Here is a 17,321-nt window from a genome sequence, read left to right as displayed (position 1 = left end):
CTTGAGAGATGTGCTGGGCACGTAGGCGGGCGTCGAAGCGCTTCACCCGGCGGCGAACGCTAATGACATGTTTCTCACGAAACAAGAGGGCCGAAAGCTGAGAAACATCCTTGTCCTCCCATCATTGACAGTCCGTGGGGAGGGATGGCAGCGTCGAAGCGCTTCAACATCCCGTCTACTCAGGGGTTCACCTCGTGGATTCTCCGCACCTGTCCACCGACCACCGCCTGCCGTTCCGTGACCCGGCGCTGCCGGTCGACAAGCGGGTCGACGACCTCCTCGGTCGGCTCACGCTCGACGAGCGGATCGCGCTGCTGCACCAGTACACGCCGGCCGTCGAGCGCCTGGGCATCGCCGCGTTCCGTACGGGTACGGAGGTGCTGCACGGGGTGTCCTGGCTCGGTGAGGCGACGGTGTTTCCGCAGGCTGTCGGGTTGGGCGCGACCTGGGACGAGGACCTGGTGCGCGAGGTGGCCGAGGCGATCTCGGTCGAACTGCGTGCCTTCCACTATCACCGTCCGACGGCGAACGGTGTCGGCGTCAACAGCCTGCAGGCGTGGGCGCCGGTGGTGAACCTGCTGCGTGACCCGCGCTGGGGCCGTAACGAGGAGGGCTACTCCGAGGACCCGGTGCACACCGCGCGGCTCGGCACGGCCTACTGCCGGGGGCTGGCCGGTGACCATCCCACCTTTCTGCGCGCGGCCGGCGTGCTCAAGCACTTCCTCGCCTACAACAACGAGGACGACCGCTCCGTCACCTCCTCCGGTCTGCGCCCCCGCGTCCTGCGGGAGTACGACATGGCCGCCTTCCGCCCGGTGATCGCCTCGGGTGCGGCGACGGGCGCGATGGCCGCGTACAACCTGGTCAACGGCCGCCCCTGTCACGTCAGTCCGCTCCTGGAGGAACTGCGCGGCTGGGCCGAGCCGACCGGGCACGAGCTGTTCGTCGTCAGTGATGCCCAGGCACCGTCCAACCTGGTAGAACATGAGCACTACTTCGACGATCACGCCCAGGGGCACGGCGCGGCGCTGAAAGCCGGGATCGACAGCTTCACCGACCTGAACGAGGACAGCGGGATCACGGTCGGGCGGTTGCGTGAAGCCCTGGAGCGCGGCCTGATCGACGAGGCGGACATCGACCGCGCGGTACGACGCCAGCTGCGACTCCGCTTCAGGCTCGGCGAGTTCGACCCCGACCTCGACCCGTACGCCGGTATCGGCCCCGAGGTGATCGACAGCCCCGAACACCGCGCGCTCGCCCTGCGCGCCGCGACCGAGTCGGTGGTGCTGCTCAAGAACGACGGCCTGCTGCCGCTCCGGGCGGACCGCACACCGCGCGTCGCTGTCATCGGCCCGCTCGCCGACGTCGTGTACGAGGACTGGTCCACCGGCACCCTGCCCTACCAGGTCGGCATCGCGTCAGGGCTGCGCGCGATGGCTCCTGACATCGTCACCGTGGAGGGCGCCGACCGGATCGCCCTGCGCTCGCACACCACGGGCGAACCGCTCGGCGGGGCCGCGTACGACGTGTCGGAGTGGGGCGACGGGGTGCTGACCCTGCGCGACGCCGCGACCGGCCGCTACCTCACCCGCAGGGACGACGACTCGCTCGCCGCCGACCGCGAGGTGATCAAGACCTGGTTCGTCGACGAGAGGTTCCTGCTGGAGCCCGATCCCCTCGGTGACGCCGACACCGTGCTCCTGCGCAACGTCCGCACCGGCCGCTACGCCGCTGTCGACCCGGACGACGGCAGGGTCACCGTCACCGCCGACACCCCGCAGGACGCCGAACGCTGGCAGCGCGAACTGCTGCGGGACGGCCACGCCGAGGCGCGCAGCGCCGCAGCGGCGGCGGATGTCGCCGTCGTCGTCCTCGGCAACCACCCGCTCATCAACGGCCGCGAGACCGAGGACCGTACGGGCATCGCTCTGCCCGCCGCTCAGGAGGCTCTGCTGCGCGAGGTCGCCGCGGTCCGGCCGGAGACCGCGCTGGTCGTCATGAGCAGCTACCCGTACGCCCTCGACTGGGCGGACAAGCACCTGCCCGCCGTGGTGTGGACCTCCCACGGCGGGCAGGAGACAGGGCGGGCGCTGGCCGCCGTACTGCTCGGCGAGGCCGAACCCTCGGGCCGACTGCCGCAGACCTGGTATCGCGGCGACGACGAGCTCCCGCCCAGGCTCGACTACGACGTCATCAAGGCCGGCTGGACCTACCAGTACCACCGCGAAGCACCCCTGTACGCCTTCGGCCACGGTCTGTCCTACACCGACTTCGGCTACGGCGACCTGCGGCTGTCCACGCCCACGATGGGACAGGACGGCGAGCTGGACGCCACGGTGACGCTGTCCAACACCGGGACGCGGTCCGGCAGCGAGGTGGTCCAGCTCTACGTCCGTGCCGTGAACGCCCGTTACGAGGCGCCCCGGCTGAAACTCGTCGGCTTCCGCAAGGTGCGCCTGGAGGCAGGGGAACGCCGGGAGGTGGCCTTCCGGCTCCCGGCCGAGCAACTCGCGCACTGGGACGTGGCCACCGGAGCCTTCACCGTGGACCCCGGCGCCTACGAGGTCCTCGTCGCCCGCTCCGCGCAACACGTCGTCCTCGCCGCGCCGTTGACGGTGACCGGGCCCGCCCCCGAACCCCGCGGGGTCGTCGACCGGCGCACCGCGGCGACCGACTTCGACGACTACACGGACGTCACCCTCGTCGATGCCACCCGTCTCGCCGGAGACGCGGTCACCCCGACCGATCCCGCTCGCCCGGCGGCACTGCTGTTCAGGTCCGTCGACCTGTCCGGCGTCACCCGTTTCGAGGCGGAAACCGCGCGCGAGAGTGCCGGGTCGGCTGAGGCACGCCTCGAAGTCAGGGCCGGCGACCGGCTCTTGGCGTCGCTCGCTCCACCGGTCACCGGCAGCCGCTACACGTGGACGACGGTGACCGCAGGCGCGACCGCCCCCGGCGACGGCCCCCACGACCTGTACCTGACCCTGCACGGCGACTTCCGCCTCTCCTCCTTCACCTTCGGCTCCACCGAGAACGGAACGGTATGAGCGACCCCGACTTCCCGCTGCTGCCCCCGGGTTTCCGCTTCGGTGCCGCCACCGCCGCCTACCAGATCGAGGGCGCCCACGACGAGGACGGCCGCGGCCCCTCCATCTGGGACACCTTCAGCCACACCCCGGGCCGAACCCTCGACGGCGCCACCGGCGACACGGCTGCCGACCACTACCACCGCTACCGCGAGGACATCGCACTGCTGCGCGACCTCGGCGTCGACAGCTACCGCTTCTCGATCTCCTGGCCCCGCGTGCTGCCCGAGGGCACCGGCCGGGCCAACGCCAAGGGCCTGGACTTCTACGACCGTCTGATCGACGAACTGCTCGCTGCGGGCATCGCCCCCGCCGTCACCCTCTACCACTGGGACCTGCCCCAGGCGCTGGAAGACCGGGGCGGCTGGCGCGTCCGGGACACCGCGGAGGCCTTCGCGGCCTACGCGGCGCTCGCCGCCGAGCGCTACGGCGACCGGGTACGGCGCTGGATCACCCTCAACGAGCCGTACTGCACGGCCTTCGTCGGCCACGCCGAGGGCCGTCACGCGCCCGGCACCCGGGAGGGCCGCGGCGCCCTGGCCGCCGCCCATCACCTGCTCGTCGGCCACGGACTCGCGGTACGCGCTCTGCGCGCGGCGGGTGTCGAGGAGATCGGCATCACCCTCAACCTGGACCGTGTCCACGCCGCCTCGGACCACCCCGCCGACCTGGCGGCCCGCCGGCGCGCCGAGACCCTGCACAACGACATCTGGGCCGAGCCGCTGTTCGCCGGACGCTACCCCGAGCACGAGGCCGAGACCTGGGCCGGGCTCGCCGACGGCCCCTGGCGCCGACCGGACGACCTGACAGTGATCGGCGCACCGCTGGACTTCGTCGGCCTGAACTACTACCGGCCGATCTGCGTGACCGCCGCACCCCACCGGGCTTCCGATCCCGAACAGCGCACCGCGGTCGACATCGGCGTGGCCGAGACGGACCCGTACGGCACCCGGCACACCACCATGGGCTGGCCGGTCGTCCCGTCGGCGTTCACCGAACTGCTCCGCCGACTCCACGACCGCTACCCCCGGTTGCCCCCGATCTGGATCACCGAGAACGGCTCCGCCGAGGCCGACACCGTCACACCCGACGGCCAGGTCCACGACGGCGACCGGACCCGCTACCTCGCCGACCACCTCCAGGCGGTCGCCGACGCGATCGCCGCCGGCGTGGACGTGCGCGGCCACTACGTCTGGTCGTTGCTGGACAACTTCGAGTGGGCGCGCGGCTACGACCAGCGGTTCGGCCTGGTCCGCGTCGACTACGACACCCAGACCCGCACTCCCAAGGACAGCTACCGCTGGTACCGGGACCTGATCACCGGGCACAACGCCCGTACGAAGAACGCGAGATGAAGTTCACGGACGGCTACTGACCGATGCGCCCGGGTGTCACCGCCGCGCTTCGCCACAGAGGTCGCGGACGTCCGTGCCGACGAGCACCGGATGACCCTCTTCGCCCCCGTCAAGCACGTCAGCCGCCGTGGGGGCACCCTCAAGAGTCCGCTGCTGACCGTGGAGTGCTGGTCCCGGCCGACGGTGTGATCGGGGTGCGCACCACCCACCACGCCGGATCCGTGCGCCCAGCACCGGAGTTCGCGCTACCCGGAACCGAGGCGGGCGCGGGGAAGGTCCACCGGGACGGCTCGCTGCTCGAACTCAGTGGGCGACGACCTGCTCGTCGCCCCCGTCTTCAGCCATGCGGCACGGTCGAGTACTACGTGCCCGAGGGCACCTGGACCACCATCCTGACCGGCGCCCGCGTCACCGGCCCACGCTGGGTGCGTGAACGGCACGACTTCCGCACCCTGCCGCTGCCGGCCCGCCCGGACTCCGTGATCCCCTGGCGGCCGACGACCGGCGCCCGGTCTCCGCCTGGGCCGAGGGCGTCGAACCGCGCGTGCACGCCTTCGCCGACGGCGTCGAGCGCACAGTCGTCGTCCCGAGCCCGGACGGGCCCGGTGAGACGGCCCGCTTCCGGCTGCGCCGCGAAGGCGCACGGCTCCACGTGGCGACCGACGGCCCGCACCCCTGGCGGCTGCGGATCGGCGGCCCCGACGCCCGCCCGCACACGAACACAGCGGGCGCCGGGGTGATCGCTTTGCCTTGCGGGGACTGAACCGCGTGCCCCACCAGCAATATTCAGGGACACCGATGGTGCGCCGACTCCGTCCCGCAGGGAGTCGAGTCAGCCCACGTTCACCGCCTGCCAGAGCTGGCTGTCGGCGTTCGTGTCCGTCGTCTGCACGAGCTGAGCGCCCGCTGTGGTCGACGAGCCGGACACCGCGAGCAGCTTGCCGCTGTTCACGTTCTTGATCTTGTAGTAGCCGTTTCCGGCGGCGATCAGTGTCCAGTGCTGGTCCGCACCGTTGTTGTCGGGCTGCTGGACGATGGTCGCGCCGTCCGCGGTGGACCCGCCGGTGACGTCCAGCAACTGACCGCTGGTCTGGCTGACGATCTCGTAGCTGCCGTCACCCACCGCGACCCACCGCCAGCGCTGGTTGAGCGCTCCGGTGTCGTTCCACTGGAGGATGTTCGCCCCCGCGGCGGTCGATCCGCCCGAGACGTCGATCGCCTTGCCGCTGTTCTTGTTGAGGACCTTGTAGAACGCGTTCGCGTCGGGGAAGGCGATGGAGGCGAACGCGTCCAGTGCACAGACGGTGCTGGAAGAGGCCGCGTTCTTCGCTCCGGTGCACACGACCTTGATCGTGTGGGGACCCGCGACGAGATCCGTCTTCTCGAACAGCGGCACCTGCTTCGTCACCGTCGAGGAATAGGCGTCGATGCCCGACTGGGCCAGGGCGCCGTCGATGTAGACGTCGACCTTCCCCATGTTCGGCTGCTTCATGCCGAGATACCGAACGCCCGGGCCGGTGAACGAGTACTGGACGTAGTCGCCCGCCCTGCTCGTGAAGTTCTCGGACCCCTTGAAGTCCTGCGAGTCGTTCCAGTTCGACCAGCCGGAGGAGTAGGTGAGACCGGAGTCCTTGTCGTCGACGTAGGCCCAACGCTGGCGTACGAGCGACTTCGACGCGGCGGACGCGTTCCCCTGCGCGTCCACGACGTAGAGGCGGTAGTCGCCGGCCGTCGGCGGGACACTGATGGTCGTCGCGGTTCCGGCCGCCTTCGTCATGGTGGGGCCGACGGCGAACGTCGTCGTACCGGAGGGAGCCAGCCAGACAGTCCTGGCCGCGTCACCGATGGTGCGCACGGGGATGGACGCCACGCCCTGGCCGGTGAACGTGCTCGCGGGCAGGGCGTAGTCCTGAAGGCTCAGGCTGCTCTGCGGGACGATGCCCTTGTACGCGTCCTCCAGACCGGAGTTCACGGCGATGCCGTACGCCTGCGACGGCCACACGCCGTCCGCATACACGCGCACGTCCTCGATGGTGCTGTTCGGGACGTTCTTGTCGTTGATCTTGTCGACGGTGCCGTAGGTGTTGGTGATGCTCAGGTCGTGCTGCCGGCCCCAGGTACCGGAGTTGATGGCGAAGGCCACGTTCGGATCGATGTCGAGCACGTTGTCGTGCTCGTTGATGTAGGCGGAGCCTTCATCGGGGTGCATTCCGTACTTGTGGCCGGCCGGAACGCCCTGGATGTAGTTGTCGCTGATCTCGGTTCCCGGCTGGCTGCCCAGCGTGTAGATGGGAGCGGAGTCGCCGAGCACCTGCATCGTGTCGACGAGCTGGTTGTAGCTGATGGTGTTGTTCTTCGCCGTGGTGGTCGGCACGCCCGGTCGGATCGAGTTCGCCGAACCGTCGAAGTTCCACCATCCCCAGCCGAGGGTGATGCCCGCCCACGGGGACTTCTCGATCCGGTTGTGCTCGACGGACAGGGAATCGACGAAGTACGCCGACACGGCGCTGGATCCCTGGAACAACGCCGCGCTGTCGTACAGGTAGTTGTCCGTGATCGAGATGTTCTTGTCGACTCCCTCGACGTTGACCGGGTACTTCTCGTTGTTCGTCGAGGTGTAGTCCCCGATGTACACGTGCTGGGGGTGTCCCACGGTGATGGCGGATCCGGCTGTGTCGTTCGTGACGTTGCCGGTCAGCTGCGAGTCCGTCACGTCGTTGACCAGGTTGATTCCGTCGGCGCCGGTGTGCTGCACCGTGTTGCGCTGCAGGATGATCCCGTCGGCGTTCTCGATCTGGATGATCCCCGGCGGCAGGTCGACGTTGCGGTAGGTGTACGCGTGGAAGTTCTTCTTCGCGTACACGGTCGAGCCGGCGTTGCCCTGCTGGCCCTGCCGGAAGACGGAGCCCGCGACATTGGTCAGGTTCCAGTCGGAGTGTTCGACAGTGAGCCCGGAGAACGTGATGTTCCGCGCGTGGGCGGTGGTGGACGTGCCGGCGACCTTGATCAGAGTGGACACGTTGTTCGGCGCGAAGACCTGCGCCGTAGCCATGTTCTCGGAGCTGGACTTGTAGTAGTACAGCTCGTGATTCGTCTTGTCGAAGTAGAACTCACCCGGCTGGTCCAGGAATTCGTACGCGTTCATGAAAGTGTGGGAGCCGCCGGCGTTGAAGTTGCCGTTCGGCGGTCCCTGGGCGATGGCCGCGCCCGGCTGCTGGAACAGGGCCACGCGATTGGTGCCGTCCGAGCTCGTGGTGATCTGGCGGACTCCCACGATGGCCGTGGTCCAGGTCGTCGCATACTTGATTTCGACGTCGTCCTGGTTGGAGGCGACGGCGGGCAGATCGGAGAGGCCGTACTTGGCTCCGTCGCACTGCGAACCCGACTCCCAGGCCCAGGGAGCCTGGCCGGCCGTGACGCTGTAGGTCCCGTAGCATCCGGCCGAGCTGATCGTCTTCGAGGCCATCTGGGCGCGCTTGTCGTTGACGTAGAGCGCGCGGAGCTTGTTGTCGCGGTTCAGCGGGGCCTTCCAGATGTTCCCGCTGTGCTGGGTCCAGCCGGTCACCTGAACGCCTCCGTTCAGGACCGGCTTCTCGTTCGGGTATGCGGCGTACACGACACGGTGGCCGTTCGATCCGGAGTCGGCCGACGTGAAGTTGATGGTGCTGCTCACCGGGTAGTTGCCGCCGCGGAGATAGACGTTGATGTCTCCGCTCATGCTGCTGTTGACCGTGCGCACGACGTCCCGTGCGTGCTGCAGCGTCTTGAACGGCGCCGTGATCGTGCCGGCGTTGGAGTCGTCGCCGTTGGGGGCGACGTAGTAGGTCGCCTGGGTCGCGGCCGAGGCCGGGGTGGGCGTAGTGAGGGACGTCAGCAGCACGGCCGGGAGAGTCGTCGCGAGTACTGCTGACACCTTGCGGATGGCGAAGGCGGCGGTCTTCATCGTCTGCCCCTCATGCTGGTTCGGACGGTCGGGCAAGCGTTCATACGGCGGCTCCGGGGGTGTTGTCGTCAAATGGGGACGTCGGACCTGATCAGCCCCTGGTACCGGAGCTCGTCCCAGAGCGACTGGGGAACGGCGCTGCGCTGGAGCTCCACGTTCCGTGTCACCTGCTCGCGATTTCGCATACCGAGGGTCACGTTGACGGTGCTGGCGTGCGTGGCCGGGAAGGCGATGGCGGCGGCGGGAAGGCTGGTGCCGTGCTCCTCGCAGACGTCGGCGATCGCTCGGGCGCGGGCGACGAGGTCCGGTGGGGCTTCCTGGTAGTCGTATTTCATGCCTTCGGCGGGTCGGTCGCGGGAAAGGAGACCGGAGTTGAAGACGCCGACGGCGACGACGCTTTTGCCGTGTTGTTGGGCGCTGGGTAGTACGTCGTCGAGTGCGGTTTGGTCGAGGAGGGTGTAGCGGCCGGCGAGCATGACGAGGTCGGCGGCGGTTTCGTGGAGGAAGCGGGTGAGCATGGGTGTCTGGTTCATGCCGGCGCCCGCGAGGACGGAGGCCAGGTCGCCGGTCTTCGTCATCGGCCGAGCCATCCGCCGTCGACGGGGAGGGTGGTGCCGTGTATGTAGTTGGCGGCGTCGGAGGCGAGGAAGACGGTGGGCCGTGTCTGGCAGCCGGATGAGGGTCGACGTGGGTACGGTCCAGCGTTGTTGCATGGCGCCGGGGGAGTCGATGCCGATGAAGTCGAGGTGTTGGCAGATGTGTTGGTGGCCGTTTTGGCAGGCGGGGCAGGTGTTGTCCCAGCGCAGTGGCATGACGCTGACGGTGTCTCCGGGTGCCCAGCCCGCCACCTCGGGGCCGACGCGTACGATCCGGCCCGACATTTCGTGTCCGAGGACGGCGGGGGTGTGGACGCGGGTGTCCATGTCGCCGTGGAAGATGTGCAGGTCGGTGCCGCAGATCCCGACGTAGGCGGGGGCGAGTTCGACCTCGCCGGGACCGGGGGCGGGAGTCTCGGTGGGGGCTGTGTCCAGGGTGCGGGCGGCGGTGTAGCGGGCGGCGAGGGTCATCGTGTTCTCCAGGTCCCTTCAGCGCGGACGCCGATGGTCAACGGCTGGCGGGGAGGCGGTAGAAGGTGGTCGCGGTGCCGGCCAGGAGCGCGTGGGTCTCGTCCTCGGTGCAGTCGCCGAGCAGTTCGTCGACGGTGGCGGCCCAGCGGTTCCAGCCGCCCGCGAGGTTGGCGACCGGCCAGTCGGAGCCGAACATCAGCCGGTCGGGGCCGAAGGCGGTGAGCAGGGTGTCCCAGACGGGGCGGATGTCGGTGGTGGTCCAGGTGGTGTGGTCGGCCTCGGTGATCAGTCCCGACACTTTGCACGTCACCTGGGGGTGTCCGGCCAGCAGACGCATCTGTCGTTCCCAGTCGCCCAGTTCACGCTGGACGATGGGCGGCTTGCCGGCGTGGTCGAGGACCTGGGGAAGCTCGGGGAAGCGTTCGGCCAGGCGGATCGCCTGGTCGAGCTGCTGGCTGCGGATCAGTACGTCGTAGCCGAGCCCGCGGTCCTGGACCGCCGCCAACCCCCGCTCCACATCGGGGCGTTGCAGCCAGCTGGGTTCCGTCTCACCCTGGACGAGGTGGCGCAGGGAACGCAGATAGGCGCCGCCCGGTCCGGCGAGCAGCCGGTCCAGCACCTCGCCGATCGCCGGTGAGGTCAGGTCCGCCCAGCCGACCACGGCCTCGATCAGCGGTTCCTGCTCCGCGAGGGCGAGGAGGTCCTCGGTCTCGGGCACGTCCGGCACGCACTGTACGACCACGGTGCTGTGCAGCCGACGGCCCGCGACGGGGTGGGTGGCGGTGGAGCGCAGGTCGTCGGGGGTGAACGTACGGCGGATGGACGCGACGTCGGGGTCGTCGAGCCAGGGCTGCGGACGCCGGTCGAGATCCCACACGTGGTGATGGGCGTCGACGAGGGCGGAGATAGAGGTGGAGGCGGAGGTGGAGGTCACGGCAGGTTCCAAGTCGGTCGGTCTGGTGCGGGCCGCGTCAGGCGATGGTGTCGCCGGGCGGGGTGAGGTGCCAGATCTCGGCGAGTTCCGTCCACTGGCGCGAGTCGCCCCGGTCGGGCCAGGGTTCCTGGCAGGGGTCGGTGAGTTTCCACCACTCCTGGGTCTCGGGGTCGGCTTCGAGAGTGGCCATGTCCGCCTCGAAATCGTCGCCGTGGTACTCGAAGTAGGCGAACAGCATGTCGCCGTGGAGGAAGATGCTGTAGTTGCGGATGTTCGCCCGGTGCAGCCCGGCTTCCACGCCGGGCCAGACGGCGGAGTGGAGTTCGAGGTACTGCTCCCGGTGTTCGGGCCTGAGCCTGATGGTCTGGGCGATGCGTTTCACTGGGTCTCCCTCCCCGTGTCCGAGCCGGTCGCGTCGAACGGGGTGCGGTAGCTGGGGGTGTTGGCGCGCAGGCCGAGGCGCAGGACGAGCTTGATGCGGGTGGACGCGGGCAACCGGACCGTGAGGAAGGGGCTGTCGCAGCTCGTCTCGGTCTCGGTGACGATCGGCTCGGTGTGGCCGTAGTCGTACATGTCCCCGATCCAGCAGTCGTCCGCGCAGGTCGTGTACCGGGCCGAGGCGATGGTGTGCTCGGCGAAGGCGCCCGCCTGGACGATGACCGTACGATCCGTCTCGGGGGCGAGGTTGACCAGCTCGACGGTGGTCGCGTCCGGGTCGATGGAGGTGACGAGGGCGGCCACGTCCTGCGGCAGGCCGGCGCGGCGGGCCTCGGCGTCGTGATAGCGCAGCCGGGCCTGTTGCAGACCGCCGTTGTACATCACCTGGGGGCCGCCCCAGGTGAGCTGGACGAGGGCTTCGGTGGCCACAGGGTTGCACTGCTGCCACACGTGGATGTCGGCCTCGTCCACGTCCAGGTCGCGGTAGCGGTCGACGCGCCTCAGACGGTGGCGTACCTGGGCCTGTGCGGCGGCGAGCATCCGCTCCGGGTAGCCGGGGTCGTCACCGGCGAGGAAGGCGAACCACGCCTTCTCGTGCCCGGACTCCTCCTTGGCGCGGAAGGGCCGGACGGTGCGCCAGTCGATGCCGTCGGCTGCGCGCAGCCCGTCCAGCCGGGCCCGGTCCGCGTCGGCGGCCGAGTGGTGCCAGAGGGCCATCGGCACGGGTGCGGTGACCGGGTTGTAGTCGAACCAGCCCGAGTCGTTGTGCCGGAACGGGAGATGCGGGGTGGGTGTGTGGATGTCCGGGCCGAGCTCGGCCGCCCACTTGGAGGGGAGACTGGAGTCCGCCTCCGTGTGGGGCATCACCTTGGCGCGGGCGATGAGGGCGTCGAGCGAGGTGGCGACCATGGAGAGGTGCCCGTCGTCCCCGGTGGCCGTCGCCGCAGCGAGGGCCGCCACGCAGGCCGCGTGGCCGACGCTGTGCCAGCCGTGCGGCCAGGACCAGCCGTAGTGTCCGCCGTACCAGCGGCCCTCCAGCAGGCTGCCGACGACCCCGTCGGGGCCTACGTTGTCCGGGATGAGGCCCCCGTTCGCCTCGGTGCGTTCGCGCCACGCACCCACGTACTCGACGATCCAGTCGCGGTAGCGCTCCTCGCCGGACAGGATCCAGGCGTTGAGGACCAGACCGGCCGCGGCGAGGTTGACCGCGGTGTCGCCGACGCCCATCCGCTCGCGCATCTGCGTGCCGAGACGGGGATCCTCGGTGAGGGGGAACGGGCCGTCGGCCGCCTCGGGGAGCCAGTCGAGCGGGAAGCCGTATGTCTCCGCTTCCTTCGGCAGCCACGGGTAGACGGCGTCGTCGGATACGCCCTGGCGGTCGGGGTCGCTGCCGTTGTGGGGGCGGGTGATGACGCGGTGTTCCGGGTCGTAGTTGCCCTTGGCCGGGTCGACGTACAACTCGGCGAAGCGCAGGGCGCGTTCGGACCAGCGCTCGGGGGCGGCCATGCACAGGAAGTAGAGCAGGAGCAGGCTCTCGCCCTGGTGGAACCAGTCGTAGCCGCGCTCGTACTCGCCCTGGAGCATGTCCAGTTCGGTCAGCTGCCTGGTCACGCCCTCCCAGTGCTTCTCGGCGGCGGGCAGCAGGTCGTCGGCGCCGCCGAGGAGGTACAGCTGGGGCCAGTTGAAGAACACCTCGTAGAAGTCGTCCACACCGTCACGGGTGGTCAGTTCCCCGGTGTAGTTCAGTCGGCCGTCCGGGCCGGTGAAGTCGCGGGCGAAGCGGCGCCAGGCGTGGTCGAGCAGGTCGAACAGGGACCGCTGCGCCAGGGCCCAGCCCGGAGGTTCGAGCACCGGTACCGAGGCCCGCACCTCGGGCTGCGGGAACGGCCGGCCGGGGGCCGGAGCGTCGTCACCCGACGTGCTGTCGGAAGGGCTGAAGGGCATGGCGAGGTTCTCCGTTCGGGGTGGCGGCGGGGTGCGCACGCCGGGTACGGCGGTGGGGCGGACGATCGCCACTCGGGGCGTCATGACGTGAAGCCGTCGGCGGGCGCCTACTCCTTGGTGGCTCCGGCGAGCATCCCGCTGACCAGGAATCGCTGGGCGAACAGGAAGACGACCAGCACCGGAGTGATGGCCACCAGCGTGGCCAGCGCCAGCTGCGGTCGCTCGATCGCGAGGGAGCCGACGGTCGGGTTGAAGGACGGCACGTTGCTGAGCAGGCTGGCGACGCCCACCTGGATCGGCATCTGGCCGCTCTCGGGAAGCATCACGTACGGCAGGAAGTAGTTCGTCCAGTTGGCGACGAAGCTGAAGAAGCCCACGAGTGCGATGACCGGGGTGGCCAGCGGCAGCGCGATGTGCCGGAAGACACCGAACTCGGAGCAGCCGTCCATCCGTGCCGCCGCCAGCAGGTCCTTGGGTACGGCGGTGGTGAAGTAGATGTACGTCAGGTACACGCCGAACGGGTAGAACGAGTACGGCAGGATGATCGACCACATCGTGCCGATGAGGTGCGCCGCGTTGATCTCCAGGAACAGCGGCACCACCAGTGTGGCGGTCGGCATGAGCATCACGACGAGCGTCGAGACCAACAGGGCGTGCCGTCCACGGAACTCCGTCATGGCGAGGGCGTAACCCGCGGGTACGGTCACACAGAGGGTGATGACCAGCGAGATCACCGCGTAGAGCGTGGAGTTGCCCAGCCACTTCAGGACGGCGTTGTCCTGGAACGCCGTGAGGGCGTCCCAGTTGGTCTTCAGGGCGTGCCAGGAGCCGAAGGACAGCGGGTTGCCGTGCACGAGTTGCTGGTCGGTCTTGGTCGCGGCGAGCACGAGCCACACCACCGGCAGCACGAAGAACACCAGGAACACAACCAGTACGGAGCCGGCCAGCAGGCGGGGCATCAGGCGACGCGCGGAACGGGCCTGCCGAACCTTGAGGGCCTGGTGGTGCGCTGGGCTCATGACGCTTGCTTCCCGTTCCCTGTGTGGTGTGGCGGCGGCCGGTCCGGCAGCGGTGGTCTCAGTCGGCATCGAAGAACCCCGACCGTGCGACGAAGACCGCGGCGGCGGACACGCTGACGACCAGGAGCTCCACCGAGACGGCGGCGGCGCCGTTGATGTTGTTCATCTGGAAGGCGAAGTCGTATGTCAGCTGGTTGAGCGAGTAGTCGCGTCCGGCGACGCCCACGCTGGCGAGGGAGAGCAGTTGCGGTTCGACGAAGAGCTGGGTGCCGCCCGCGAACGCCAGGATGACCATGTACACGATCCACTTGCGGAGCATGGGGATCTGCACGCGCCAGGCGGTCTGCCAGGCGTTCGCGCCGTCGATGCGCGCGGCCTCCATGACGTCCTGGGGGATGTTGTTCAGCGCGCCGTAGATGACGACGATCCAGCCGCCCGCGCCGGTCCAGAACGCGACGATCGTGAACAACAGGGCCAGGTTGCCGGGAGCGATGACCTCACCGAAGGTGTGGAATCCCAGTGTGCCCAGCAGCGAACTGACCGGGCTCACCGTCGGGTCGAGCATGAACAGCCACACCAGGACACTCGCGGCACCGGCGAGGGCTCCGGGGATGTAGTAGAGGAAGCGCAGGGACTTGCTGACGGGGCCCGAGGCGAGGCGGTGCAGCAGCAGCGCCAGGGCCACCACGAACACCACGAGTGAGACCAGCCAGAAGAGCAGGTACAGCGCGACATGGCCCACGGCGTCCATGAAGCGGAAGTCCTGCGCCGTGGTGACGAAGTTGCTGAAGCCGGTGAACGTGCCTCCGGCGTCGGTGAAGGCGAAGTAGACGGCGTACCCGGTGGGCAGGATGCCGAACGCGATCAGCAGGAGCACGTAGCCGGCGACGAAGGCGAGGCCGGCCCGGTTCTGCCGGGCGGCGCCACGGGGGCGCCGCCCGGCAGAACCGGCCGAGGAGTGGGTCGCGGTCACTGGGAGACCTTGTATCCGTTGGACTTCGCGTACTTGGTGATGGAGTCCTGCCAGGCCGGCAGCATCGAGACGATGGACTTGCCCTGCGTCAGGCCCGGCTTGACGGTGGCGGCCCAGATCGCCTCCTGGCTGAACTGGCCCGAGCCCCACTCCGGCCAGACCTGGGTGGAGGCGTTCTTGAGTGCGCTCAGGTCGCCGACGTAGTAGCCGGACGCCTCCTGCCCCTTCAGCCAGTTCTCGGCCGCGGGCGCGTAGGCCGGGAAGCCGGGCGCCTTCTCACCCTGGTAGGCGTTGTCGGTGGTGACCCACTGCAGGAAGTCGGTGGCCGCGTTGAGGTGGGTGGAGTGCTTGGAGATCAGCCAGGTGCCGCCGCCGACGTTGCCGGTGGACGGCGACGAGTCGCCCTGCCACTGCGGCATGGGGGCCACCGCGATCTGCTTGGCCGGGACCTTGAGGCCGTCCCTGAATACCGCGCCGCCGAACCAGGCGGGGCCGGGCATCAGCAGGACCTTGTCGGCCTCGTTCTTGGCGAAGTCGGTGCTGAACACCCCACTGATGGACATGGACTTGTTCTTGATCAGTACGTCCAGCAGCTTGGCCATCTTGGTACAGGCCTCGCTGGTGGTGTTCACCGTGACGGACTTCGGGCCGGTGATCTGGTTGGCGCCGCACTTGCTCGCCCAGAGGTAGATCTCGGGGGTGAAGGAGTCGCCCGCGTCTCCGACGAGGTAGCCGGGGTGTTCCTTCGCCACCTTCTCGCCGAGCTGCTGGTACTCCTCCCAGGTCGTGGGGACCTGGTAACCGAACTCCTTCAGCAGCGGCGCGTTGTACCAGAGCACCGCCTGCGAGAGGTCGTTGCGCAGGCAGTAGACGGTGTGGTCGACCGTGCAGACGTCGTTGGCTCCCTTGGCGAACTGTCCCAGGGTCGTCGACGGGAGGAGACCCTTGTCGAGCGGCGCGGCGAAGCCCGCCTCGACCGCCCAACTGGCCTCGTTGTTCTGGGAGCTGAAGACGACGTCCGGCCAGCCCTTGCCGGTGCGGTTGAAGAGCTGGACCTTCGTCTGGAGGTAGTTCGAGCCGTTGGCGTCACCGTCGTAGCTGACGATGTCCAGCTTCACGTCCGGGTGCTGCTTCTGATAGAGCTTCGCGGCGTCCATGCGGGTCGCGTCCACCCAGACGGTCAAGGCACCGTCCTTCTGTGGCGCCTGGGCGAAACCGTCCTTGGTGGTCGTACTGGCCGTGCCGCCACCGCAGGCGGTCACGGTCAGCAACACCGTGGCGGCGCACCCGGCCAGCAACGCCGCACGCTTCCTGCCGAGCGCTCTTGCCGAGCTGGACGAAGGCATGTTGACGGTCATGTGTGACTCCACTGAATTGCGGGCGCCCGTACCAAGCCGAGGGTGGCGCGTGGATTGGACCGACGCCGGGCCGTCCCGGGCGGGCGTCGGGCACTGAAGGCGGCTCTACTGCTACCGCCGTGGAAGAAATTAGCCGCCTTATTAAGGGGTCCGTCAAGGGTATGACCGCCGCCACTTTGGCGAGTTTGCGGATCGCCTCTTGACGATCAATAGGAAACAGGCAACGTATAGCCGTTTTGTACTTAAGTACCCGATGTGTGACGGGTGACCTCGTCACTCAATGAGTACGACTTATTGGTCGTCTGGGATACGGTGGGTATGGCTTCACGGCGATCAGTCGCGTTCGCCGTAGTCACCCGGGAGGCAGCTCAGATGAACGACACGTCAACGACCGAAGCGGCCTCGGTGGCGCAGGCCTCGCCCGCCTCGCCCGCCGCGCCTGCGGCGGTGAACGGCTCGGGCGGGGGGCGGGGCGACTACCGGCCCGGATACGAAATCGTGGCGGAGCGGATTCTTGAGTTCATCGCCGAGTCGCGGTTGGTGGCGGGTGACCGGTTGCCTACGGAGATTGATCTGGCTCAGCGGTTGGACACGAGCAGGGCGGTGGTGCGGGAGGCTGTGAAGATTCTTTCGGCGCTCGGTCGTGTCCGGGCGCACAAGGGGCGTGGTCTGTTTGTCGCGGACGATGAGGGGATGCTCGTCACGAGCCGTTGGGGAGGCTTCTTCCGGCCGGTCGACCTTGATCATGTCCTGATGCTGTTCGAGTTCCGCAGGGTTCAGGAGGTCGCTGCGAGCAGCCTGGCGGCGACCCGTGCCACGCCCGCCGAGCTGCGTGCCGTCGAAGTCGGCATGCGGCAGTGTCGGCACGGGTACGAGCACGGCGAGGTCGAGGTGTTCAACCAGGCGGACGAGGACTTCCACATGGCGGTGGCGGCGGCCTCGCACAACGCCTTCCTGGTCAGCGCTGTGCGTGACGCGCGACGTCTGCAGCGGCAGTCGAGCGCGATCGGTATCCACGACACGTTCAGCGCCCACACAGGGTTGGCGGTCGAGGAGCACGAGGCGATCTACCGGGCCATCCGCGACGGCCGGCCCGACGAGGCGGCCGAGGCCACGGCCGTACACCTGGACAGGACGCTGGAGGACTACCGGCGGGAGATCCAGCGCCGCCTGTTCGGATAACGCCGCACAATCCGGTGAAGGC

General features: G+C 68.8%; 12 protein-coding genes and 1 pseudogene. 5 read left to right on the top strand and 8 right to left on the bottom strand.

Annotated features, from left to right (window positions below; translation table 11 throughout):
• Positions 1-194: 194 nt before the first annotated feature.
• The 4 genes and pseudogenes from QA861_RS29740 to QA861_RS47450 form a co-directional block, all read left to right on the top strand.
• Positions 195-3,047: a glycoside hydrolase family 3 C-terminal domain-containing protein gene (locus tag QA861_RS29740; RefSeq protein ID WP_334591768.1), complete on the top strand. Its 2,853-nt coding sequence runs from the start codon at positions 195-197 to the stop codon at positions 3,045-3,047.
• Entirely contained in the window at positions 3,044-4,441 is a 1,398-nt protein-coding gene (locus QA861_RS29735) for a GH1 family beta-glucosidase (protein ID WP_334591767.1), read from the top strand. Before QA861_RS29740 ends, QA861_RS29735 begins: the two co-directional genes overlap by 4 nt.
• 33 nt (positions 4,442-4,474) lie before the next feature.
• Entirely contained in the window at positions 4,475-4,630 is a 156-nt protein-coding gene (locus tag QA861_RS29730) for a hypothetical protein (protein WP_334591766.1), read from the top strand.
• A gap of 117 nt (positions 4,631-4,747) precedes the next feature.
• Positions 4,748-5,204 (top strand): annotated as a pseudogene (locus tag QA861_RS47450) (glycoside hydrolase family 31 family protein); the annotation flags it as partial.
• Positions 5,205-5,273: 69 nt separating this feature from the next.
• On the opposite strand, the gene QA861_RS29720 reads toward QA861_RS47450, so the two are convergent.
• From QA861_RS29720 to QA861_RS29685, 8 genes are all read right to left on the bottom strand, one after another.
• The gene (locus QA861_RS29720; protein WP_334591764.1) at positions 5,274-8,384 is read right to left on the bottom strand and encodes an RICIN domain-containing protein; all 3,111 of its coding nucleotides are present in this window, start codon (positions 8,382-8,384) and stop codon (positions 5,274-5,276) included.
• A gap of 68 nt (positions 8,385-8,452) precedes the next feature.
• On the bottom strand, positions 8,453-9,451 hold the full coding sequence (locus QA861_RS29715) for an aldo/keto reductase (RefSeq protein WP_334591763.1): 999 nt from the start codon (positions 9,449-9,451) through the stop codon (positions 8,453-8,455).
• Between the two features lie 37 nt (positions 9,452-9,488).
• Positions 9,489-10,385, bottom strand: coding sequence for an amidohydrolase family protein (locus QA861_RS29710; protein WP_334591761.1), 897 nt, complete (start codon positions 10,383-10,385; stop codon positions 9,489-9,491).
• Between the two features lie 37 nt (positions 10,386-10,422).
• Positions 10,423-10,767 (bottom strand): L-rhamnose mutarotase, encoded by a 345-nt coding sequence (locus QA861_RS29705; protein ID WP_334591760.1) that lies wholly within the window; start codon positions 10,765-10,767, stop codon positions 10,423-10,425.
• On the bottom strand, positions 10,764-12,767 hold the full coding sequence (locus QA861_RS29700; RefSeq protein ID WP_334594879.1) for a DUF8034 domain-containing protein: 2,004 nt from the start codon (positions 12,765-12,767) through the stop codon (positions 10,764-10,766). Before QA861_RS29700 ends, QA861_RS29705 begins: the two co-directional genes overlap by 4 nt.
• Before the next feature lie 107 nt (positions 12,768-12,874).
• Positions 12,875-13,726 (bottom strand): carbohydrate ABC transporter permease, encoded by an 852-nt coding sequence (locus QA861_RS29695; protein ID WP_334594878.1) that lies wholly within the window; start codon positions 13,724-13,726, stop codon positions 12,875-12,877.
• A 118-nt stretch (positions 13,727-13,844) separates the two neighbouring features.
• Positions 13,845-14,759: a carbohydrate ABC transporter permease gene (locus QA861_RS29690; protein WP_334591759.1), complete on the bottom strand. Its 915-nt coding sequence runs from the start codon at positions 14,757-14,759 to the stop codon at positions 13,845-13,847.
• Positions 14,756-16,117 carry an ABC transporter substrate-binding protein gene (locus QA861_RS29685; protein ID WP_334591758.1) on the bottom strand — a complete coding sequence of 454 codons (1,362 nt, stop codon included), beginning with the start codon at positions 16,115-16,117 and terminating at the stop codon, positions 14,756-14,758. The genes QA861_RS29690 and QA861_RS29685 overlap by 4 nt, the downstream gene beginning before the upstream one ends.
• A 372-nt stretch (positions 16,118-16,489) precedes the next feature.
• Here QA861_RS29685 and QA861_RS29680 point away from each other — a divergent pair, with 372 nt between their 5' ends.
• Entirely contained in the window at positions 16,490-17,299 is an 810-nt protein-coding gene (locus QA861_RS29680; protein ID WP_334591757.1) for a FadR/GntR family transcriptional regulator, read from the top strand.
• Positions 17,300-17,321 lie beyond the last annotated feature (22 nt).

This window comes from Streptomyces sp. B21-083 (assembly GCF_036898825.1).
Lineage (GTDB): Bacteria > Actinomycetota > Actinomycetes > Streptomycetales > Streptomycetaceae > Streptomyces.
This window is presented reverse-complemented; position numbering and strand designations above follow the sequence as displayed.